Annotated in this window: 19 protein-coding genes; 4 read left to right on the forward strand and 15 right to left on the reverse strand. The window is 38.5% G+C overall.

Annotation, left to right across the window (positions count from 1 at the left end; translation table 11 throughout):
* Positions 1-448: 448 nt before the first annotated feature.
* From rfbA to ACZZZC_RS00500, 15 genes are all read right to left on the reverse strand, one after another.
* Complete coding sequence (rfbA, locus tag ACZZZC_RS00430) at positions 449-1,309, reverse strand: glucose-1-phosphate thymidylyltransferase RfbA (RefSeq protein ID WP_463486349.1); 861 nt, start codon at positions 1,307-1,309, stop codon at positions 449-451.
* A gap of 60 nt (positions 1,310-1,369) precedes the next feature.
* Positions 1,370-2,233: a dTDP-4-dehydrorhamnose reductase gene (rfbD, locus tag ACZZZC_RS00435; protein WP_463486350.1), complete on the reverse strand. Its 864-nt coding sequence runs from the start codon at positions 2,231-2,233 to the stop codon at positions 1,370-1,372.
* On the reverse strand, positions 2,226-2,774 hold the full coding sequence (gene rfbC, locus ACZZZC_RS00440) for a dTDP-4-dehydrorhamnose 3,5-epimerase (RefSeq protein WP_463486351.1): 549 nt from the start codon (positions 2,772-2,774) through the stop codon (positions 2,226-2,228). The genes rfbD and rfbC overlap by 8 nt, the downstream gene beginning before the upstream one ends.
* Positions 2,774-3,826 carry a dTDP-glucose 4,6-dehydratase gene (rfbB, locus tag ACZZZC_RS00445; protein WP_463486352.1) on the reverse strand — a complete coding sequence of 351 codons (1,053 nt, stop codon included), beginning with the start codon at positions 3,824-3,826 and terminating at the stop codon, positions 2,774-2,776. Before rfbB ends, rfbC begins: the two co-directional genes overlap by 1 nt.
* A gap of 474 nt (positions 3,827-4,300) precedes the next feature.
* Positions 4,301-4,864 (reverse strand): DUF3109 family protein, encoded by a 564-nt coding sequence (locus ACZZZC_RS00450; RefSeq protein ID WP_463486288.1) that lies wholly within the window; start codon positions 4,862-4,864, stop codon positions 4,301-4,303.
* Positions 4,865-4,866: 2 nt separating this feature from the next.
* Positions 4,867-5,640: a DUF3108 domain-containing protein gene (locus ACZZZC_RS00455; RefSeq protein ID WP_056850842.1), complete on the reverse strand. Its 774-nt coding sequence runs from the start codon at positions 5,638-5,640 to the stop codon at positions 4,867-4,869.
* Between the two features lie 150 nt (positions 5,641-5,790).
* Positions 5,791-6,321: a DUF2480 family protein gene (locus ACZZZC_RS00460; protein WP_463484337.1), complete on the reverse strand. Its 531-nt coding sequence runs from the start codon at positions 6,319-6,321 to the stop codon at positions 5,791-5,793.
* Positions 6,322-6,387: 66 nt separating this feature from the next.
* Positions 6,388-8,475 (reverse strand): peptidylprolyl isomerase, encoded by a 2,088-nt coding sequence (locus tag ACZZZC_RS00465; RefSeq protein WP_463486353.1) that lies wholly within the window; start codon positions 8,473-8,475, stop codon positions 6,388-6,390.
* Positions 8,476-8,696: 221 nt separating this feature from the next.
* Positions 8,697-9,269, reverse strand: a complete 573-nt coding sequence (locus ACZZZC_RS00470; RefSeq protein WP_463484339.1) for an LptA/OstA family protein — start codon at positions 9,267-9,269, stop codon at positions 8,697-8,699.
* The gene (locus ACZZZC_RS00475) at positions 9,269-10,582 is read right to left on the reverse strand and encodes a hypothetical protein (protein WP_463484340.1); all 1,314 of its coding nucleotides are present in this window, start codon (positions 10,580-10,582) and stop codon (positions 9,269-9,271) included. Before ACZZZC_RS00475 ends, ACZZZC_RS00470 begins: the two co-directional genes overlap by 1 nt.
* Positions 10,563-11,297: a type III pantothenate kinase gene (locus tag ACZZZC_RS00480; RefSeq protein ID WP_463484341.1), complete on the reverse strand. Its 735-nt coding sequence runs from the start codon at positions 11,295-11,297 to the stop codon at positions 10,563-10,565. Before ACZZZC_RS00480 ends, ACZZZC_RS00475 begins: the two co-directional genes overlap by 20 nt.
* 144 nt (positions 11,298-11,441) lie before the next feature.
* Complete coding sequence (locus ACZZZC_RS00485) at positions 11,442-12,422, reverse strand: DUF6427 family protein (protein ID WP_463484342.1); 981 nt, start codon at positions 12,420-12,422, stop codon at positions 11,442-11,444.
* 182 nt (positions 12,423-12,604) lie between these two features.
* Positions 12,605-13,594, reverse strand: coding sequence for a glycosyltransferase family protein (locus tag ACZZZC_RS00490; protein ID WP_463484343.1), 990 nt, complete (start codon positions 13,592-13,594; stop codon positions 12,605-12,607).
* A 20-nt stretch (positions 13,595-13,614) separates the two neighbouring features.
* Positions 13,615-14,469: a UDP-2,3-diacylglucosamine diphosphatase gene (locus ACZZZC_RS00495; RefSeq protein WP_463484344.1), complete on the reverse strand. Its 855-nt coding sequence runs from the start codon at positions 14,467-14,469 to the stop codon at positions 13,615-13,617.
* 460 nt (positions 14,470-14,929) lie between these two features.
* Positions 14,930-17,440 (reverse strand): YfhO family protein, encoded by a 2,511-nt coding sequence (locus ACZZZC_RS00500; RefSeq protein WP_463484345.1) that lies wholly within the window; start codon positions 17,438-17,440, stop codon positions 14,930-14,932.
* Positions 17,441-17,569: 129 nt separating this feature from the next.
* On the opposite strand from ACZZZC_RS00500, the gene ACZZZC_RS00505 reads away from it, so the two are divergent.
* The 4 genes from ACZZZC_RS00505 (at position 17,570) to ACZZZC_RS00520 (ending at position 21,076) form a co-directional block, all read left to right on the forward strand.
* Positions 17,570-18,652: an alginate lyase family protein gene (locus ACZZZC_RS00505; protein ID WP_463484346.1), complete on the forward strand. Its 1,083-nt coding sequence runs from the start codon at positions 17,570-17,572 to the stop codon at positions 18,650-18,652.
* 65 nt (positions 18,653-18,717) lie between these two features.
* Positions 18,718-19,224, forward strand: a complete 507-nt coding sequence (locus ACZZZC_RS00510; protein WP_463484347.1) for a GbsR/MarR family transcriptional regulator — start codon at positions 18,718-18,720, stop codon at positions 19,222-19,224.
* A gap of 104 nt (positions 19,225-19,328) precedes the next feature.
* Positions 19,329-20,144, forward strand: coding sequence for a thiol-disulfide oxidoreductase DCC family protein (locus ACZZZC_RS00515; RefSeq protein ID WP_463484348.1), 816 nt, complete (start codon positions 19,329-19,331; stop codon positions 20,142-20,144).
* 5 nt (positions 20,145-20,149) lie between these two features.
* Positions 20,150-21,076, forward strand: a complete 927-nt coding sequence (locus tag ACZZZC_RS00520) for a TIGR01777 family oxidoreductase (RefSeq protein ID WP_463484349.1) — start codon at positions 20,150-20,152, stop codon at positions 21,074-21,076.
* Positions 21,077-21,377: the final 301 nt, after the last annotated feature.

Consider the following 21,377-nt stretch of genomic DNA (forward strand, 5'->3'; position numbering starts at 1 on the left):
GATTATCGCGGCAGGCAATCAATGGCGATTTATTGAGTTAGGCAGGATGCTATTGCCGTCATGAGCTCCCTCTCTTTAAGGAGAGGGCGGGGGGTGAGGTTAAACCTTGCTCATACCTTGATTTCAGAAAGACCCCATCGCTTTGGAGGAGATTACGACTTGGCAAGGAAATTAAATTGTGAAAAAGATGCCTTCGCAACAGATCCCCAGTCAAGCTGAGGATGACGATCTGGTGAGCAGATTGATTGTTGAAAGATGAATGATTGTGTAAAATAAACTCTATATGGCCTATATTTCTATATGGTTTAAATATCCGATAAAATTTCCTTAAAAAAAGATCTCTCCACTACTGTCAAGATGACGATTAGGAAAGACGACGACTGATTGAGGTCTTAAACTTAAAAGGGCGCCGAAAAATCAGCACCCTTAAAAAATTATTTACTATCTTTTATTTAACCAATTTCAACAAATAACTACCATAACCACTTTTTACTAGCGGCGTGGCAATTGCTCTCAATTGTTCAGCAGTAATAAAGCCCATGCGATAAGCAATTTCTTCAATACATCCAATTTTTAGGCCTTGGCGTTCTTCAATAATTTGAACAAATTCACCAGCCTGCATCAAAGAGGCAAAAGTTCCGGTATCCAACCAGGCGGTACCGCGACTCAATACCCCTACCTTCAACTTACCTCGCTCCAAATAAACACGGTTTACATCGGTAATTTCATATTCTCCACGTGGAGAAGGTTTGATATTTTTAGCAATCTCTACCACTTCATTATCATAAAAATAAAGTCCTGGCACCGCATAATCAGATTTTGGCGCAACAGGTTTTTCTTCGATAGAAATAGCCTTTTTGTTTTCGTCAAATTCTACCACACCATAACGTTCTGGATCTGCAACCTGGTAAGCAAATACCACTCCCCCATCCGGATCTGAGCTGGCTTGTAAAAGTTTGGCCATACCATCACCATGGAAAATATTATCACCCAAAACCAGGGCTACCTTATCTTGGCCGATAAAATCAGCGCCAATGACAAAGGCTTGTGCCAAACCATTTGGCTCTGCCTGAACAGCGTAACTGAATTTGCATCCCAATGAAGTTCCATCACCCAAAAGTTTTTCGAAATTTGGAAGGTCATGTGGCGTAGAAATGATTAGTATTTCTTTGATTCCAGCCAACATTAAAGTAGATAGCGGATAATAGATCATCGGCTTATCATAAACCGGCATCATTTGTTTACTGCAAGCAAGTGTTAATGGGTGTAAGCGTGTTCCGCTGCCGCCAGCTAGGATTATACCTTTCATTTGATTTTAGATTTTAGACATTAGATTTTAGATTTCTCTAAACTAATCCACTCTTTGACGTTAATTATTTTCTTTTAGCTTTTCAATACATTTTACTAAACTATCTCTCCAATAAGGAATAGCCATATTAAATGTAGATTTAATTTTTGATTTATCCATCACTGAAAATGCCGGGCGAATGGCCTTAGTTGGATAAGCGGAACCTGGGATAGGATTTGCTTTAACCGATGTATTACTAATATCAAAGATGGTTTTAGCGAAATCAAACCATGAAGTTACGCCTTCGTTGCTATAATGATACACACCATATTGTGTAGAACCAGATTCAATAATATCAAAAATAGCATTAGCTAAATCAATAGCGTAAGTTGGTGTACCTACCTGGTCCGCTATGATATTAAGTTCATCCCTTTCTGCACCCAATTTCAGCATTGTTTTCACAAAATTATTGGCATATTCAGAATACAACCAGCTGGTACGAAGAATAAAATGTTCTTTCAGTAAAGCAAGCACCGCTTTCTCACCATCCAATTTGGTTTGTCCGTATACATTAATGGGGTTTGCCTCGTCGTTTTCCGACAATAGCTTCACCACATTTCCTTCAAAGACAAAATCGGTAGAGACATGAATTAAAGTGGCCTGATTGGAAGCACAAGCCAAAGCTATATTTGCCGCACCCGTTTCATTTACCGCCTTTGCCAAGTCCACCTCGTCCTCCGCTTTATCTACAGCTGTGTATGCAGCGCAGTTAATTACAAAAGCCGGTTGCTCCTTTTGCAACAAAGATTCTAATCCAGGTTGGTTCAAAATATTGGCCTCTGCCTCGGCTGGAAAAATAATATCAGTAATCCCTCTTCGTTCGGCAACGGTTTTCAGACATTGCCCCAACTGACCGCCTGCACCTATAATTAATATTTTACCCATGTTGTAAATCAGCGAAAGGTTTTAATAACAGATCTTTATCAGAAACCGAGGCCTGATCAGCGGGAATTAACCAATCGATGTTTAAATCGGTATCATTGTAAATCACGCCCGTTTCTGATGCTTTATTAAAATAATTATCACACTTATACAAAAATTCTGCAGTTTCACTTAATACAGAGAAACCATGTACAAATCCCCTAGGAATGTACAACTGCAGTTTATTCTCTGCACTTAACCTTACAGCTACGTGTTGTCCATAAGTAGGCGAACCTAGTCGGGCATCAACTGCAACATCCAAAACTTCTCCTTTAGTTACACGCACGAGTTTCGCTTGTGCAAATGCGCCTGTTTGGGCATGTAAGCCTCTGATTACCCCGTAAGAAGAAAGAGACTGATTATCCTGAACAAAATCGCCAGACAAACCTGTTTTTTCCTCGAAGGTTTCTTTATTGAAACTTTCGAAAAAGTATCCACGTGCATCTTCAAAAACTCTCGGCTTGATAATGATACAGTCCTTTAAACCTGTCTGTTCAAGTTCCATTATTTATTATTGTACTGTGATTCGTAATAAGATTGGTAATTGCCTGAAGTAACATTATTTAACCAGTCTTCATTTTGAAGATACCAGTCTACCGTTTTGGCTAAACCTTCTTCAAATTGCAAACTAGGCACCCAATCGAGTTGATTTTGTAATTTAGAAGAATCAATGGCGTAACGTAAATCGTGGCCGGCACGGTCAGTAACATAAGTAATCAGTTTTGCCGATTCACCAGCCTCACGACCTAATTTTTGATCCATAATATTGCACAACAAATTGATTAAATCAATGTTTTTCCATTCATTATGACCGCCGATATTGTAAGTGTCACCAGTTTTCGAGTTGTGAAAAATCACATCAATAGCACGGGCGTGATCTTCTACCCATAACCAATCGCGAACATTTTCTCCTTTACCATAAACAGGTACAGGTTTGTTGTTTTTGATATTATTAATGGCTAATGGAATCAGTTTTTCAGGAAAATGGTGTGAACCGTAATTGTTTGAGCAGTTAGAGATTACACAATCCATTCCATAAGTATCATGATAAGCCCTTACAAAATGATCTGAACTGGCTTTGGAAGCCGAATATGGACTATGAGGATCGTAAGCAGTAGTCTCGGTAAACATGCCTTCTTCACCCAAAGCGCCATATACCTCATCGGTGCTTACATGATAAAAACGTTTTTTATCATAATCACCTTTCCAGTATTCTCGGGCAGCATTTAGCAAGTTAACTGTTCCAATCACATTGGTCATTACAAACGCAGTAGGATCAGCAATGGAACGATCAACGTGACTTTCAGCCGCCAGGTGAATCACTGCATCGAAATTTTCATTTTTAAACAAATCCATGATCGCAGCCGCATCAGTAATATCAGCCTTTACAAATTTGTAATTGGGCTTGTTCTCAATATCAGTTAAATTAGCCAAGTTACCGGCGTAAGTTAAAGCATCAAGATTAACGATTTCGTGATTTGGATAATTGTTTACAAAGCGGCGGACTACGTGAGAGCCAATAAAGCCTGCCCCACCAGTGATTAGAATTTTTTTCACAGTTATAAAATGATTTTCAGTCGGCTAAAATAAGATAGTTATTACAATTAAACAACTTATTGGCTTTTAAAGACTAAGATCAGGAGTTAAGATCTACTGCTTCACTGTAAATATAGCTACCTGATCAGCGTTACAAATTTCTATTAACAAAACATATTGGATTGTATCAAAAAACTTGAGCTAATCTTGAAGCGATAAAAAACGAAATCTGTTTAGCTATTTGAAAAAGATAAATAATTAATTAGTTTAGCAAAACTAATAATCGTCCCGAGATTTTATGAGAAGGCTAGGCTGTTTGATTGTCATGATAGGTGGGCTCGTCTGCTTTGCTTCTTTGATATATTTAATTTTTTGGTAAAATATCCAATGAAAATACTCGTCTAGCCATACCTATCAGTCCCTGCAGATTCGCAAGTACCATAATTTAACCCTGGCTGATTGAAATGAAATCATCGCTCAGCATTCAAAAATAAATTACATCGCCGCTACCGAACTTTCCAGCTCTTTATACCAATCTTCTCCATACTTTCGGATCAGTGGCCCTTTTAAAAAACTGTATACCGGCACTTTCAATTCTCTTCCGAAAGTACAGGCATCGTGACAAATGTGCCAACGGTCATAATTAAGCACATCAAATTCAGGATACTTGGTGATGCGGATAGGATACAAATGGCAAGAGATAGGTTTCTGCCAGTCTACGATTCCCTGTTCGTAAGCTTTTTCAATGGCACATTTGGTAATGCCGCCCTCAAAAAGCACATAAGCACATTCTTTGTTTTTATCAACACAAGGCGTAGTTAAATCGCCATCTTCATCCACTACATAAACGCCCTGCTCTTCAATGGCTTGAATACCTTTTTCATTCAGCAAGTGTTTAATTTTTGGGTAGATTTCTTCCAGAACAGCAGTTTCATCATGATCCAGTGGAGCACCCGAATCTCCTTCTACACAGCAGATCCCTTTGCATTTGCTGAGGTTACAAACAAAGTTTTCCTTTAAAACGTCTTCGTGCACCAGCACTTGTTCCACTTCTATCATCATTATTCTTTTGCTAAAGCATATTTTAAGCCTGCGGCTGATTTTAATTCCATGGTTACGGCGCCAACTAGAATTTCTACCTGCGCTTTTACAGGCACCCTGTTACCATCGTCGGTAACCCACAAATACAGCCGGCTATCTTTTTTAAATATCCGGCCTGGTTTAATGGATGGACTAAATTTTAAACAACGGATGTTCCCTAGTTTACTTTTAATGGTTTCTTTACCCACATATTCAATTTCTAAAGCAGAAACTTCATCCTGCAGGAAATAGTTCAGCTTGAAACTATCGCCAACTTTAAGCTTAGAAATATCCAGACTTCTTGCGAAGTAATATGCGGAAACCAAATCAAAAGTCTGTGTAGTTGGAGTAGTAAAAGTACCCCTGTTAGATACTATCTTTTTCCCGTCCTGATTGAACCGAGCTTTATCCTGTCGCTTATAACTTGACTCCCTTATATTTTCCTGATAAAAATAAGGCAACAAATCCTTTTTATCAATGTACGAATCGTAATGATCTCTGATCTTATAAAAAACATCAAAGGTTCCTGATGTTTGCGCATCAACAGTAAGCTTGTAAGTTGGCCTATTATCAAAAACTAAATCAGAATTGGTTACTTTGATGGTTGCTTCTGCAGCCGTAATAAAGCCGTATCGCAACTTATATTGTAAGGTTTCTCCTTCCTGAAAAACCGGATCTTTCTTGAGCGGCAACTCTTGCGCCTGGAGCTTAAATGCTCCAATGGCTATCGTGAATAATAAGATTAATTTTTTCATTTGCTTGTGCGTTTCGTTTGTGTGTTATGATGATAACGATTGAGAATGTAATGCTATATCATCAATCCGAAATATATACAAAAAGCCAACCAAACTAAAATTATTTAAACGCGATAAAATACAAAGCTTTGAAGCTTTCTCTTTTGCAGGTTAGGGCTGGGCTGGGCTATCTTTCCTTTTAAACACCGGAACAGTAGAACAAGGCTCGCCAAACATAATACTTTTTACTACAGGTGTAAGCAAGTTCGTTACTTCTACATAAGCGGAAACCGGAACATCAATATCTCCACAACCTTTTACCACAACGCGTTCATCCGCATAATCTTGTGGATTAATTTTAGCCAGCGCTTTAGTAAACAATACTGCATCCAGCGTTTCCAACCCGCCAAAAACGACTTCATTGGCATAAGGCTGAAGCTTATTGGCTAAGAGCATATATGCCCAGGTAGGTACAATGGCATCTGCAGAACAGACAATTCCCACATTCTTATCTTGATACTGGGTCCAATCATGCTCTTTAATAAATGCCCTGAAATCTTTTTCCCTTAACATTAACCCGTGAAAAAGATTATCCTTGATATCATAGATTACCCTTTCTCCTTTATGATAAAAATCTTCCAGGTTTAAAGTAATTAAACCACTGCTGGCTACTTTATTAACGATATTTTCTTGAATTTCCATGGCTGTTAAATAAAAAAACCGTCCCCACTATAAGTGGAGACGGTTGCAAATTTACGGAATTTCTAATTAATAGAATTTCACGCGATTGTCTTTTATAGTAGCCTGATCAATTAAAGCCTGGAAAGCCGCCTGACCAGAACGTTGGCCTAAGCTTAACAACATACTTTCCTTCTGTTTAAACATGTTTGCAATCGGCGCTGGGTTAGTAAATCCATCCACAACAAAAACATAAACACCACGATCACCCGCTACAGGAGCAGAAACTTTACCTGGCTGTGCACCGAATACGCTACCCACCAATTTGTTTTCTTGCGCAACACCTGGAATAACAGGATTTGCGAATACGATATTTTGAACTGGATTAACCGGGGCACCCACTTTAGATGCAATTTGATCTAAACTTGCTTTACCGGCAGCGTTCAATTTATCTTTAAGCATTTTAGCTTTAACTTCATTCAATACCAACGGCTGAATCTCTTTTTTAACCGCCTCTAGCGGAAGAATACCTTTAGGGTTAACAGCGGTTAAACGAGCCACTACATATTCATTGGTCATGGTGTAGATTTCAGGTAAAACATCACCTTTATCGGCAGCATAAGCATCTTGAATGAGTTTACGTGGGTTATCCAAACCTGCAGCGAAACCTTGAGTTGCACTAATCTTATCGGCAACTGCTAATTTCAAACCTTTTTCTTGTGCATATTTAGCAAAATCTTTCCCTTTAACATCGTTTAAGAAATTGCTTGCCGCTTTATAGGCTGCTTGCTGCGTTTTGCTACTTGCGCCTAATGCTTTCTCAATATAAGCTAATTTCGCCACTTTCGAATTACCCATCTGTCTTTCAATGCTCATGATGTGGTAACCGAACTGTGATTTTACCACTTTCAAATCGCCAGCCTTGCCATCGAATGCAGCATTCTCAAACTCCGGAACCATTTGGCCACGGGTAAAAGAAGGTAAAGAACCACCTTGATCTTTCGAACCATCAACGCTATAGATTTTGGCTAACTCCGCGAAGTTACCGCCTTTGGCAATTAAGCCTTTTAACGAATCGGCTAACTTAATTGCCTTATCTTCACCGCCAACTTTAGCCGGATCAATTAGAATGTGTTTTACTTTAACCGAATCTGGAGAGAAACGGGTATCGATCACTTTTACCAACTTATAAGAATTTCCGGTTAATGTCGGACCATAATAACTTCCCGCTGGCAAAGCAAATACCGCTGAATCTAAAGCTGCATCACCCAGTTTACCTTTTGATAAATAAGTATAAGGTACTTTAACATCAGAATTGATTGCGGCGAAAAGAGAATCATTTTTAGAAGTTCTGAAATCAGCTGCAATTTTTTCAACCTGTGCTTTTACTGCTGCAGAATCTGCTGCAGTTGGGCGAATGCTGAAAGATACATAATCGAAGGAACGAGATTCTTGCGGATTATTGAAACGAGCTTTGTTCTCATCGTAATAAGCTGAATAATCTGCATCAGTTAATTTCACCGAAGCATCAGCAACAGTACTGTAATCTAAACCTACATATTTAAAGTTAGCCAGCTTATTGCGGTTGGTATATTCATCTGTCGCTTCTAGTGAAGTTACATAAACCGAATTACGGATCAAGTTTGAATATTTAGCCTGTAAAGACTGTTCTTTGATTTGCTGCTGCAACATATTTGATTGCTGCAAAGCCTGTGCATCTTTTGATTTTAAGAAATTCATCAAAGTAGCACGATCAATCTGACCTGTTTGAGGATTTGAAAAGTATTGTTTGATGATTGGGCTTGGATTTTGGCCTTGCAATAAGTCGAACAACTCATCTTCAGAAACCGTTAAACCTAAACGCTCATATTCTTTGTTCAATAAAACGCCAGCCAATTCAGCATTCCAGGCCTGATCAACAGCCATAGCTGTCATTTGAGGATTTAAGCTTCCGCCGAATTGTTGTTTGTATTGATTTAAACTCTGATCTACTTTTGGTTGAAAATCATCAATACTGATATCATTCCCATCAACCGTACCCACTACTTTTTGATTTGCCGACCAAAAAGGCTTACCCACGTTAATTGCATCGCCTACTAAAAATGCAACAATTGCAAAACCGATTGCGAAGACCAAGATATAGCCAGCACGGTTACGCAAAAATGTCATTAATCCCATATTGTAATTATAAATTTATTTAGTTTTTTTTAAGAGGGCGCAAGATACAAATTTGCCTTAAAAAAGAAAACACAAAATTTTATTTATCAAGTGTTTAATATTTAGGGAAATAGAATTGCTTAATTAGAGAATGAAAGAAGGATAAAATGAGAGAATGATATAAAAACTTGAGGTATTACCTAGCTATTCACTCATTCAAAACTCACTCATTCTGTCATCTCTTATGGCGCTATGCCTTCCTTCATATTTAGATCGCCACTTCCGGTTTCCATTGAATAGGTACTGAAATCCTGTGGAGCCTCGAAGTTGATCCCATTGCCTTCGCTACCATCGGCGCCCTTTACGTAAACACGTTGTGTAGAGTAGAAAATCTTCTTTATTTCATCCCAAATCAACTCCTGGGAAGAAAAAGTATCGCCCTTGCTATTTTTAACAACTACATTTTTTCTAAACTCCGTCTTTTTATCCTGATCCTTACGGATGGCGTAATCACAAACGAGGTTTCCATCAATGGTTCCGTTTGGATTGAAAAAGTCGATATTTACCCCTTTGGGCATTTCCTGATAGATTGCACCTTCTGATGGGGTAACCTTATCCATGATTGGGGCATTTCCTTTGGCTTTTACACGAGCAGAATCACTGTATATCACTTCTACGCCAATAGTTCTGTCTCTGGAAAAAGTGATTTTGTTGATGGCAACCGGATTTGCTTTTTTCAAGTCGTCATCGCCACAGGATGCCAAAAATAATGGCATACCCAGCATTAAACCAAAGAAAAAAGTTTGCGGTTTCATTAATCAACTCTATATCTACGGAACCAGGTATCGTTAAGTGTAAATCCTAAATGAAAGTTAATGAATTTTTCTTTTACGAGGTTATTGCTTACCGTTCCCCGCTGACCAACTTCTGTTGTGAAGTTAATTTTATAGAACGCCGAACCTGCGTTAGCACTTGGCAATGGAAATCCAAAACCTAATGAAGCGCCCATTTGTTTAATGTCCTGATTATTAATCTGAATGTAGGTTTTATCGTAATTTACGCCTAAACGATAATCAATACGTTTCATATAGCTATTATACGAAGTCGCATCTGGTGTCCACTGGCCACCCAATGATGCACCCCAGCTATCCTGTAAGCCAGAATTTACATTGTTAATACTGGTTGCAGCCCATTTGCTCATTCTAAAATCGGCCCCGATTAACCATTTATCACTTTGTTTAATGGAGATACCAAAATTGTGCGTTAATGGTAAAGTCAAGTTCGATTTCCCGTTATCTACCGAATTTAAAGTATCAAGCGCAGTACTTTCATTACCAGCAGCATCTCTGGTATACTGGGTAGCAAAAAATGTTTGGTTAGAATTTAATTTACCCGAGTTACTTCCTGAGTAGCCCAAAGTTACTGATGTTCTTTTGCCAACATTAAAATCATATTGAATACCATAGGAAACGTTTAAGCCACCTACGCTATTTTTATTTTGAAGTTTTGCATTGATTGCACCTGCAAGGGCATATTCTGTTGCTCTTGTTGTTTGAAGATTACCAAAAATGTATTCTGCATTGGCACCAATTCTTAAGTGATCGCCAATACGATAGCCATAACCGATATAGGCTTTTGACAAACCACCTTCACCTTCATAAAGTTGATCTACGCTGGTGGTATCAATTTTCACCTTGTTTCTGTAAGAATAACCTAAATCAGAATAAGGAAGGATTCCAAAACTGAATGCCGATCTTCTACTTACCGGAATGGCAAATGCCAGGTGGCTGAAAGTAGCATTGAAACTGGTTTCGCTTAAGTTATTTCGGGTTAAACTGGTTAAGCCTGCACTCATGCCTACATCAATAGTAGTTAAAGTGATGGCTGAATATGATGCAGGATTTTGCATGTTGATGTTATTAAATCCTGTAATGGAATTTACTGCAGTAGAAATACCGCCCATTGCCCTTAACTGTGGCAACAATGAACCCTTGATATTTCCAAGTCCATACCTTGAATATGGAGATGAAGTGGTAACCTGCGCCTGAGCACCTAAACCACAAACTAGAACGAGTATGGCTGCAATATAATTGATTCTTTTGTACATTTTAATCTGCAATAGCTTCATTTAATCCTTTTAATACGATATAGGGATCTTGTATAATTTGAGGCGCAAAGATGCTGTTTTGTAATTGCTTATACAAAAAATTAGCATCGCCACCTGTTATAATCACCTTTAAAGCACTTTCTTTTATATTATTTAAGGCGATAAAGCCTTCAATTTCATTTATAATTCCTTGCAAAACACCATTTTTTATGGCCGATTGCGTGTCCTTACCTTCTGGTATGGCTTCGTTTGCACTCCAATCTATCAAAGGTAATCTCCCTGTGTACTCATGTACAGCTTTAAAACGCATGGCTATCCCGGGGCTTATACTTCCGCCAAAATATTCTTTTTTGCTGGTAAGCAGATCATAAGTAATACAGGTTCCGGCATCAACCACCAGGCAAGCATCGTTTGCGAATAAACTATTTGCGCCTAAAATTCCTGCCCATCTATCCAACCCAAGGGTTATCAGTGTTTCGTATCTATTCGTAACGCCTTTAGTTAGGGTCGCAGAAAACCGGACGTATTGAGTGTGTTTTTTTAGATATTCCTCCAGCGCTCCAATCTCTTGATTTACACTGCTGATGATTGATTTTTTGGGCGAAAACTTGTCGATTAGCTGACCAAGATCTAAAATACCCAGCTTAGCCAACCGTTGATGATGAACGATTTCTTTTCCTGCAAAAACAGCCACCTTCACCGATGAATTACCTATATCAATGCTTAAACTATGCATTTATGTATTTTAACACGAAAATTTGTTTGATATACTACCTATCTCTATCAAGCGAATTACAATCCAAAAAGCATTAATCGCAAAATCCTGCCACAAAGCTATCAATCTTTGTTAAGTTTTGATCTAGTATTTTGTTAAAAAAGGTTAAACGAAAAGAAAGTATTGTATAGATAGGACAAATAAAACAAAGAGGGTTTCGTAAAACCAACGCTTTTTCGCATTGCTGAAATAATAAGCCAGCAATACTGATCCGGGCGGTACGCAGAGCAGAAAATGCCAGATCCGAAAGTTTGGTTTTAAATAGAAACTGGCACCTGCAACAATGAACATAAAAAACAGCAATTGAAATCCTTTCCGTGTGCTGATAAAGCTTCTGAAAAAGTTTTCACGCAGTTGTAAAGACGCCAGAACGATAATAATAGCGACCGGAATTAGCACCAGATAATCGTTATAGTTCACCTGAAAAACAGAAGGAAACTTATTGCCCAAAGGTTTCCAGATCTGGTAAAAAGAGGATAGGTTATCACGCCAGTAATAAAATACAGCAAGAAAGAAAAACACGGTGATAAATCCCACGAGGCCAGCAACCCACTCCCGCCAGTTAAAAGATCTAAAAAGCAAAAGCGCTAAAAAAATCATCAATAACATAGCCATGAACGGAAAATAGATCAGCGTTCCAACGCCAATGATCATTCCGATATCAAAAACTGTGGTAATGGAATTTGCGCTCTTGCCCAATTTTAAAAATTTATCAATCACCCAGATCAATAAGAAATTAGCGATCAACGCAGGACTTAAAATCATGAAGGGCATGAATAAGCTCATCCCGGTGATGTACATTAATGCAGGCAAAAAGCTTGGTTTAGCCAGCAAATTGTGGTTATTGATAACTCTATTAAAAATTAAGGCCTGTGAAAAAACGATTACTGCCGCGAAAAAGATATTGGCTGAAGCCGAAAATGCATTATCTAAATCAATGTTGATCAACAGCCTGGCGAAAGGCTCCAAAAAATCAAAATTCAGCTGACTTGGCGTCTCATAAAAAATGGCAATACGCATCAAAAATGTGTAAGCCAATAGAAACAAGAGGTTAATTGGATTTAACTGTCGAAACTGATTAATCATGCCTTTTTAAAGAGTAGGCAAAGTAAAGATAAAAAGCTGAAAGGACAAAAGGGTAAGGATGAAAGAGCAAGGAGAAAGGAATAATGAGCAAGGAGCAATGAATAAGGAGTAAGGAATAAAGAGCAAGGAGCAAACTTTAGCCCCAGACTAAGGACTTAACACTACGAACTCCATACTAAAAACTACACCCTCGCATATTTTTTCACCATATCATCAATAATCTTTTCCGTTTCATCAGGGAAATCGAATTCATGTTTCTGCGGATTATTAACCCAATCTTTAACAATAGGCAACCAATTTCTTGTGCTTCCCCAGATTACAGGCAAGCCAAATTGCTTGAGTGCATAAGCATTGCATTGTTGCTCAAACTGAAAGCGCATGGGTGCAACCAGTAATTTTTTCTTTAAATAAAGCGCCTCCGCTGGCCCTTCGAAACCCCCACCGGTAAATAAACCTTCGCAGGTAGCCAGGCTTTTGTTAAATTTTTCATTGTTTACGGGCTGTACAGAAACATTTTCGTGAGTGTAAGCTTCTTTATTATGTTTAGAGAAAACCTCCCATTTCACTTGAGGAATTTGTGAAAATAACTGAACCAACCTTTTATCATCAACAGCTGGTAAGTAAACAGTATAATGACCCAAGTTTTCACTTCTCATTGCCCTAATTTCAGCCCTGATTACTGGGGTGTGAATAAAGGTATCGTATCGATCAAAGTGAAATCCGATGTGGTATTTAGTTGGTGCATAACGGCTTAGAATCAACTTTCCCCAATCCAATGTTCTAGGTCGCGGTACTTTCTTTGATTTAAAGGCCGCTTGGTGACTAAGCGATACACAGTCAATTCCCTGCAGTTTACAAGCCCAGGCACTTACAGGCTCAAAGTCGTTCACAATCAGATCATATTCTTTCAGCGGCAATTGCTTCATGTCTTTTCTGAAACGAAAAAGATTCATGCTTAACCAGGTAGCAAAATGATCTACACCACCTTTTTTCCCAAAAATGAAGCTGAAGCCATGTAATTGATATTTCACTGGCTGGCTAAGCTTAACATCTGCCTGTGTACCGCTCACTAAAATATCGAGTTCGCCGTATTTTTGAAGCAATGGAATAATTTCCCTCGCCCGGCTAATGTGACCGTTTCCTGTTCCCTGAATTGCGTAAAGTATTTTCATTTGTGCCCGAATATCTAAAATTATTGAGCAATTTCATACTTAATATGTTGTAAAAGTATGTTTACATCGAGTTTACTTTTTAAATCTTCAGCATCTGATAAGATCCCCTCGTCTAATTCATCTTTGATAAAATCTATATGATTGTATTTAAAAATGGTCCAACTTTGATCTTGATACTCCAAAGCGGTTAAACTTTCTACCCAGTCGCCACTGTTCAAGTAGGTTACCCCGCCATCTTCAGTTGTGATATTCCTTTTTTCTGCCTGATGAATATGTCCACACACCACGTAATTGTATCCTTTCTCGATGGCCAATTCGGCAGCAGTTTGTTCAAAGCTGTTAATAAACTTTACAGCATCTTTAAACTTTGCCTTAATTTTCTTCGAGAAACTCATTTTCTCACGGCCAAAAGCGGTGAGGATCCAGTTCACGAAGCTATTAATCAGAATCAATGTATCATATCCAACGGCGCCCATTTTGGCTAACCATTTAGAATGCTGCATCGTTACATCGAAAACATCTCCATGGAAAAACCAGGCTTTTTTACCGTCGAGCTCTAAAATTAATTTATTCTGGAGGTGAAAGCTGCCCATCTCCATCCCATCAAACTTCCTTAGCATTTCATCGTGATTTCCTGTTAAATAATATACCTGAACCCCTTCAGATACAAACTTCATCAGCTTGCGGATCACCTTCATATGCGATTCGGGCCAATAGCTTTTACTAAACTGCCAGATATCGATGATGTCTCCGTTTAGGATAAGGGTTTTAGGTTTAATACTCTTCAAATATTTGAGAAGCTCTTTGGCATGACAGCCGTAGGTGCCCAAATGTACATCGGAAATTACGACTACATCAATGGTTCTTTTATCCATAACCGGGAAATTTAGGGGAGAAGAATTTATTACCGCCTGAATTAAGCAGTTTAAAAATATTGAAGATTATCCTACCACTCTTCTTCCTCATCAAGTTTAACCTCAAAAGGACTAAAGAAATAAAGTACAATAATTAACAAGCAAACGGCGAAGAATGACTCTAGCATATCATCTGATTTTACATTACAAATGTAAGACACTGTTTATCAACCAAATGTTACGAGACTGTTAAATTATTCTTCGAAATGATAAAGGATGTCAAAACCGCAGGTAAAGTTGCATATTGCAACTGCTTTAAGGATAAAAAGGGCTAATCCCTGTGAAAAATAACTTGTCAAAAACACAAAAGTCATCCAATGAACAAAGCCTTGTACTTCTATTCATCAGATGACTTTCTATCTTCTTAGCGCCTGCTTTAAACAGACTTTTAGTTCGGTTAATCGAATTATAAGCTAATCCGTTAACCTTTAACTATCTTCTTTTTCTTCTTGTTTTCTGAGTAAAACCCGAAGCCCAAACCAGCAAGCAATAAAATTGAACCTGCCAATGAAATATTTTCTCCTACATAATAAGAGGTTGGGTGAAAGATAAATTCCAATTTATGATTCCCACCTTCAAGTTGTGCAGCTCGAAGAATGTAATCTGCCCTGAAATAAGGCTTCTCAACCCCGTCGATATACATTTTCCAACCTTTGTTGTAGTAGATCTCAGAGAAAACAGCAATCACATCTTTCGCTGAAGAGTATTCATAAGTTAAATGATCAGGTGTATAATTGGTCAATTTAATAAACCCTTCTACACCTGTACCCAAACGTTTGGTATCGATTAATGATTTATACTGCTCATCAACAATTGCTTCTTTTTTCGCGTCAAAGCTGCTGATGGCTTTCATCTCTTCATCGGCATTTTTAGCATATTGAACACTTTGTACAAACCAAGCATTACCCGCAGCAGTAGCGTTACGCTGCATCTTATACGATCCGTTTTGCGGATCTTGGGTGATGATGTATTTGGTATTTAACATATCCAAAACATCTTGATTGATGCTTTTTGTTAACTGATGATCAACCAGCTCCTGGAAACGTTTTAACCTGGCTGAGTGGAATCCCCCAACCGTTTTATGAAAAAACGATGTTTCAGCACTTTTAAATGGATCGCCCAGCGATAAATCAAAAACCCTGAAGTTTGGATCCTTATCAGCAGAAATAAAGTTGTCTACATCACGTGGTTGATAATGATTTTCGAGATCTGATTTTGCAACAAAGTTTTGATTGTTTAAGTAGCGGCGATCAACCTGCCATAAATCAACCAGGATAACTACTGCCAACAAGCCAAACGCCAGTTGCATGTTCATTTTTTTGGTGATAAATGCCCAGGTTAAGCCAAAGCCGATAGCGATGAAAAGCAAAGTACGTAAAGCATCAGCACGAGCCAGGCTCACGCGGTCCTCTTTTACCGCTGCCAAAATTTGAGCAGTAAGTGAAGTATTATTTTGTGTGATTTGATTTAACCAGGTTGTTAATTGTGCTTGGGTTGAACTGGTGAAGCTGAAAAATACAGTCGGGGCTATTGCAACCAAAAGCGCAAAACCACCGGTAATACCTGCAGACCAGGTGAGGCGCTGAACCAGATATTTTTGATCGTACTTTCCATCCTGTGCTTCTTTAATGGCTAGTATGGCCAGTAGCGGAACCAATAAACCTACAACAGCCAAAATAGATTCTACTGCTCTGAATTTATTATAGCCAGGCAGGTAGTCAAAGAAAAGATCTGAAATAAAAGGAAGATTTTGTCCAAAAGAAAGGAACAATAATAGGATACTGGTTCCCAATATCCACCATTTCCAACGGTGTTTTACGACAAACAGGCCAAATACAAAAAGGAAACAAATAATCGCTCCAAAATAATATGGTCCGGAAGTACCTGGTTTATCACCCCAATAATTTGACCCTGCATTTTGAGCTATCGCATTTAATGCTTTTTCTGTATCCTGACCATATATTGGACCTAAAACATTTGATACTGTTCCATCTTGCAAGATCTTGATAAATTTACCGTCAGGATTTAATTGTCCTCCACTGGCACCCCCATATAAATTAGGGATTAAAAAGGTGAAACTCTCGCCTACACCCTGGCTCCATTGATAAGCATATTCTTTATCTAAACCGTTTGCAGGCTCCGATTTATCAGTCGTTAAATTTGATTTTCCACGAATGGTTTCTTTGCCATATTCATAAGTCGTCCAAAGTGTACCTGCGTTAACCATAACTGCTAAGATAATTCCCGCAGCTGCCCAGCCAATTGATTTACCAAAGGTGGCCAATTGGCTGGCTTTGTAGGCGTGATATAATTCAATACAAGCCAAAATAAACAAGGCTATAAAAAGATAATACGTCATTTGGATATGGTTGGAACGGATTTCCAAAGCCATAAATAGCGCCAATAAACTCGCCCCAACTAAATATCTTCCTCTTAAAACCAGGATGATTGAAGCTAAAATTGGTGCAAAGAAACCTATGGCCAATGCTTTATTACTGTGCCCGGCGGCAATAATGATAAAGTTATAGGAAGTAAACGCAAATGCAATCGCTCCTGCTGCAGCAAGCCAGGGATTAATTTTGAGTACGCAAAACAGTAAATAAGCGCCCAGCAAATATAAAAGCACTGTACCAACAGGATCAGGAAATACACCTTTAATTACATCGATACCGTAAGTGGTAATATTTAATGGATATTGTACCCATATTTGATAAGCTGGCATCCCTCCAAACATCTGGTTAGTCCAAAGCGGACCTTTTCCAGTTGCAGCCTTCACATCCATAATTTCTTTCTGCATGGCTTTTGCCTGCAAAACATCGCCTTGTTGTGGCGCTTTTCCCTGCAAAACAGGACTGAAGTAGGCAAAGGTAATGACTACAAAAAATGCAATAATGGCGAGGTGGATGCCATTTTTATTAAACCAGTTATTCATTAAGGTTTGTTTAAGTTTAAACGAACGTCAAAAATAAAAATTTGGGCGGGATAAAAAAGGAATTAATTAAATGTGAGTGGAATAAAAATTTAGTTTTGTATAATCAATTTACATTTCAACCCTTTTATTATGAGAAAGTTTGTGATTACAGTGCTGATTCTATTGGCTTCGTTTTCAGGTTTTACACAAATTGTCAGTCTTAATCAAAAGGAGATATCGACTTTGAAGTTGGAAAATTCATCAACGGAGAAGAATAAAAAGCTTTACCGTAGTTTTGAAAAACTGGTTTCTTCTTTTCTCCTGGAACAACCAAATCCGATTGATACGATCAGGACTGAAGGTCTATTAAAAGGAAATCCAAAAAAGGTAAAAACTCAGCAGGCATTGGCCGATATGAATAAAATGTATACGCTTGCGCTACAATATCGGCTTAATGGAAATAAACAATATTTAGACAAATCTTTGTCCTTCTTAATCGCATGGGCAAAAATTAACCAGCCAAATGGTAACCCGATAGATGATACCAATTTGGATAAAGCGGTTGAAGCCTATGATCTCATTAAAGATTTTATTGGTGGTAAAGACAAGGCATTGATCGAAAAATGGCTAAAGGAAACCGCCTTGGCAGAGATTAACAGCAAGCGAATGCAATCCGGCAGAGGCACCGCCATAAACAACTGGAATGCACACCGATTAAAGGTTGTTGGGGAAATTGGCTACACGCTAAACGACAAGGCATTGATCGATTGGACAATTGAAAAATTAAAGCAGCATATCAATATCAATTTGTATGCTGACGGTACCAGTTTAGATTTCAAAGAACGTGATGCTATGCACTATCATATTTATGACCTGGAACCGATGCTGGAGCTTGCCATTATGATTGATCGGGCAAAAGGCGAAAATTTTTACACCTATCAATCTGGCGCCGGCTCTTCGATACAAAAAAGTGTTGCTTGGTTAATTCCGTATATGAAAGGCGAAAAGCAGCATGAGGAATATGTGCATACAACGGTTAAGTTTGATCGCGACAGAGCGAAAAACAATGAACCCGGCTTTGCCCCCGGAACTATGTTTGAGCCAAAGCTCGCCTTGCCCGTTTTACGCCTTTCTGTTTACTTTGATCGAGGCCAAATCGATTTGCTAAATACCTTAGAGGAGAATGCTGGTTTCCAGCAATTGATAGACCAGGTTAAAAGAGATTCCAAATAACAACTTTCAAAAAAAATAAACTTTCAATAATTTTTGAAACTTTAAAAATGTTGTTATATTTGTTTATGGAATTAGCAGCAGCAAAACTAAAATTCATTGAAGCATGGGGTAAGTTGGGATCGGAATGGGGCGTTAACCGTACAATGGCTCAGGTGCATGCCTTATTATTAATTTCTCCTGAAGCATTAACTACCGAAGAGATTATGGAAACTTTGAGTATCTCCAGGGGAAATGCGAATATGACTTTGAGAGATTTAATTGGATGGGGATTGATTGAAAAGCAGCATAAAGCCGGCGAAAGAAAGGAATACTTTTTTGCAGATAAAGATGTTTGGAACATTGCCAGGCAAGTAGCCAAGGAGAGAAAAAAGAGAGAGTTGGAGCCGGTATTGAAAGTATTAAACGAGCTTTCTTCTGTTCAGGGCGATGATAAAGATCCGGAATACAAAACGTTTAAAAAATCGATCACCGATATTAATAAGCTTGCTGGAAATGTAGATAAAACACTGGAAACCATGCTAAAAGCTGAAGAAAGTTGGTTCTGGGGATCTGTTTTAAAGGTTTTTAAATAGCCCCAACTCCAACCCTCCCAGAAGTGGAGGAGTTTAAAGCCTAAGCGGCTTTATTTTTTAACCCAATCTTTCATTTTTTACTGAAAGTTTAAAATATAGAAACGATGAAAACGCTAAACAACCACGTCATTTTATTTGATGAAGAATGTCCAATGTGCCACTTTTATACCAAGGGATTTGTAAAAGCTGGCATGTTGGATTTAAACGGAAGAGCAGCCTACCAGCATACGCCGGCACATCTTTGTCCGCTGGTTGACAGGCAACGGGCGGCTAATGAAATTGCATTAGTTAATACGGAAAATGGCGAAGTAACTTATGGTATAAAAAGTTTGTTTAAAATCATTGGTCATGCCATGCCGGTATTTAAGCCGCTATTTGCATTTGGGCCATTCCTTTTCATTATGGCTAAGTTTTACGCTTTCGTTTCCTACAACAGAAAAATTATTATTCCTGCAAATACCAAAGCCGATAGTGTTCAACCTACTTTTAAAATTCACTATCGTATTGCCTACCTCCTGTTTACCTGGTTTTTAACGGCATACATTTTAACGGCTTACGCCCATTTATTAAGCGATTATGTTCCACTGGGAAGTGCTTATCGGGAGTATTTTATTTGTGGCGGACAAATATTTTTTCAAGGTTTAATTATTAGTTTTTACCGCAAAGAGAAGCTTTGGGATTATTTAGGCAATATGATGACGATTTCTTTTGCTGGCTCACTTCTCTTGACCGTAGGTTTGCTGGTTCATCAGCTTTTTAATATCCATCCCGCACTTTATGTTTTATACTTTTTAGTTGTAGCCGGCCTAATGTTTCTAGAACATATTCGAAGAAGTAACATTTTGAAACTGGGTTTGGTAATGAGTATTACCTGGGCAGTTTATCGTCTAATTATTTTAGGTTTAATTTTTAACTTTTAGCAGTCATGATTTACAATAAAATAGTGTTAGCTGGTGGAAATGGGTATTTGGGTGGCTTGTTAGCCAAGCACTTTAGTGGCTTAGCAAACGAAGTAATCATTTTGAGTAGAAAGGAAAAAGCGCAAAATGGAAATGTAAGAACAATTTTATGGAATGGGAAAACGGAAGGTAATTGGACCGAAGCTATTGACAGCGCTGATTTATTGGTAAACCTGTGCGGCAAAAACGTAAACTGTAGGTATACCAAACAAAATCAGCAGGAAATAATAGATTCAAGGGTTATTCCTACTCGCCTGTTAAATACTGTGATACAGACTTTGCTCAATCCGCCTAAGCTTTGGATTAATATTACTTCCGCTACTATTTATCGCCATGCCGAAGATCGCCCACAAGATGAATATACGGGAGAAATTGGCTACGGCTTTTCTATTGATGTATGCAAAGCCTGGGAAAGTTGTTTTTTCGAGACAGAAACGCCTGGAACGAGAAAAATAGCGCTAAGAATGGGAATTGTATTGGGCCGCAGCGATGGCGCATTTCCAAGATTGCTTAACCTGGTAAAATTTGGTTTAGGTGGCAAACAAGGTGATGGCAATCAGTTTGTGAATTGGGTACATGAACAAGATGCGATTCACAGCATTCAATGGTTACTAGAAAACGAAGCCATTAGCGGTGTAGTAAATTGTACTTCTCCAGATGCCGTGACCAATAACACGCTCATGAAAACCATTAGAAAAACCTACGGAATTCCGTTTGGTTTACCCACGCCAGCCTGGTTGCTTAGTATTGGTGCGGCAATTATTGGTACCGAAACCGAATTAATTTTAAAAAGCAGGTGGGTAAAACCAGCTGTATTACTCGATAATGGGTTTGAATTCCAATATGGAAAAATTGAGGAGGCTGTACATGATATTGTGAGTTTGCGAATTTGAGAATCGGATATTAAACTCTGAATAGAGGTTGAACTTTACGAGATTGTCATGAAATGCTTAAGAAGCATTTCTCGCAATTGCGAGGCACGAAGCAAACTTACAATTATGGTTTTGTATTCTATCGCACTGGGATTGCTTCGTGCCTCGCAATGACGTGGAGGCGAGAGATTAACCCGCGGATTAAAATGATTTACGCAGATAAGATAGCGATCTGCGTAAATCTCCGCAATCAGCGGGAAAGGAATTAAGCGAAAATTGGTTATAGTTTAAGGCGGTCGTCATTGCCTGTCTGCGGAAGGCA

It is taken from the genome of Pedobacter sp. AC212, from assembly GCF_979258625.1.

Coding starts and splice junctions, on each gene's coding strand:
- rfbA (WP_463486349.1), bottom strand. CDS start 1,309: ATGAAAGGTATAATCCTAGCTGGCGGCAGCGGAACACGCTTACACCCA.
- rfbD (WP_463486350.1), bottom strand. CDS start 2,233: ATGGGTAAAATATTAATTATAGGTGCAGGCGGTCAGTTGGGGCAATGT.
- rfbC (WP_463486351.1), bottom strand. CDS start 2,774: ATGGAACTTGAACAGACAGGTTTAAAGGACTGTATCATTATCAAGCCG.
- ACZZZC_RS00450 (WP_463486288.1), bottom strand. CDS start 4,864: ATGATAGAAGTGGAACAAGTGCTGGTGCACGAAGACGTTTTAAAGGAA.
- ACZZZC_RS00455 (WP_056850842.1), bottom strand. CDS start 5,640: ATGAAAAAATTAATCTTATTATTCACGATAGCCATTGGAGCATTTAAG.
- ACZZZC_RS00460 (WP_463484337.1), bottom strand. CDS start 6,321: ATGGAAATTCAAGAAAATATCGTTAATAAAGTAGCCAGCAGTGGTTTA.
- ACZZZC_RS00465 (WP_463486353.1), bottom strand. CDS start 8,475: ATGGGATTAATGACATTTTTGCGTAACCGTGCTGGCTATATCTTGGTC.
- ACZZZC_RS00470 (WP_463484339.1), bottom strand. CDS start 9,269: ATGAAACCGCAAACTTTTTTCTTTGGTTTAATGCTGGGTATGCCATTA.
- ACZZZC_RS00475 (WP_463484340.1), bottom strand. CDS start 10,582: ATGAAGCTATTGCAGATTAAAATGTACAAAAGAATCAATTATATTGCA.
- ACZZZC_RS00480 (WP_463484341.1), bottom strand. CDS start 11,297: ATGCATAGTTTAAGCATTGATATAGGTAATTCATCGGTGAAGGTGGCT.
- ACZZZC_RS00485 (WP_463484342.1), bottom strand. CDS start 12,422: ATGATTAATCAGTTTCGACAGTTAAATCCAATTAACCTCTTGTTTCTA.
- ACZZZC_RS00490 (WP_463484343.1), bottom strand. CDS start 13,594: ATGAAAATACTTTACGCAATTCAGGGAACAGGAAACGGTCACATTAGC.
- ACZZZC_RS00495 (WP_463484344.1), bottom strand. CDS start 14,469: ATGGATAAAAGAACCATTGATGTAGTCGTAATTTCCGATGTACATTTG.
- ACZZZC_RS00500 (WP_463484345.1), bottom strand. CDS start 17,440: ATGAATAACTGGTTTAATAAAAATGGCATCCACCTCGCCATTATTGCA.
- ACZZZC_RS00505 (WP_463484346.1), top strand. CDS start 17,570: ATGAGAAAGTTTGTGATTACAGTGCTGATTCTATTGGCTTCGTTTTCA.
- ACZZZC_RS00510 (WP_463484347.1), top strand. CDS start 18,718: ATGGAATTAGCAGCAGCAAAACTAAAATTCATTGAAGCATGGGGTAAG.
- ACZZZC_RS00515 (WP_463484348.1), top strand. CDS start 19,329: ATGAAAACGCTAAACAACCACGTCATTTTATTTGATGAAGAATGTCCA.
- ACZZZC_RS00520 (WP_463484349.1), top strand. CDS start 20,150: ATGATTTACAATAAAATAGTGTTAGCTGGTGGAAATGGGTATTTGGGT.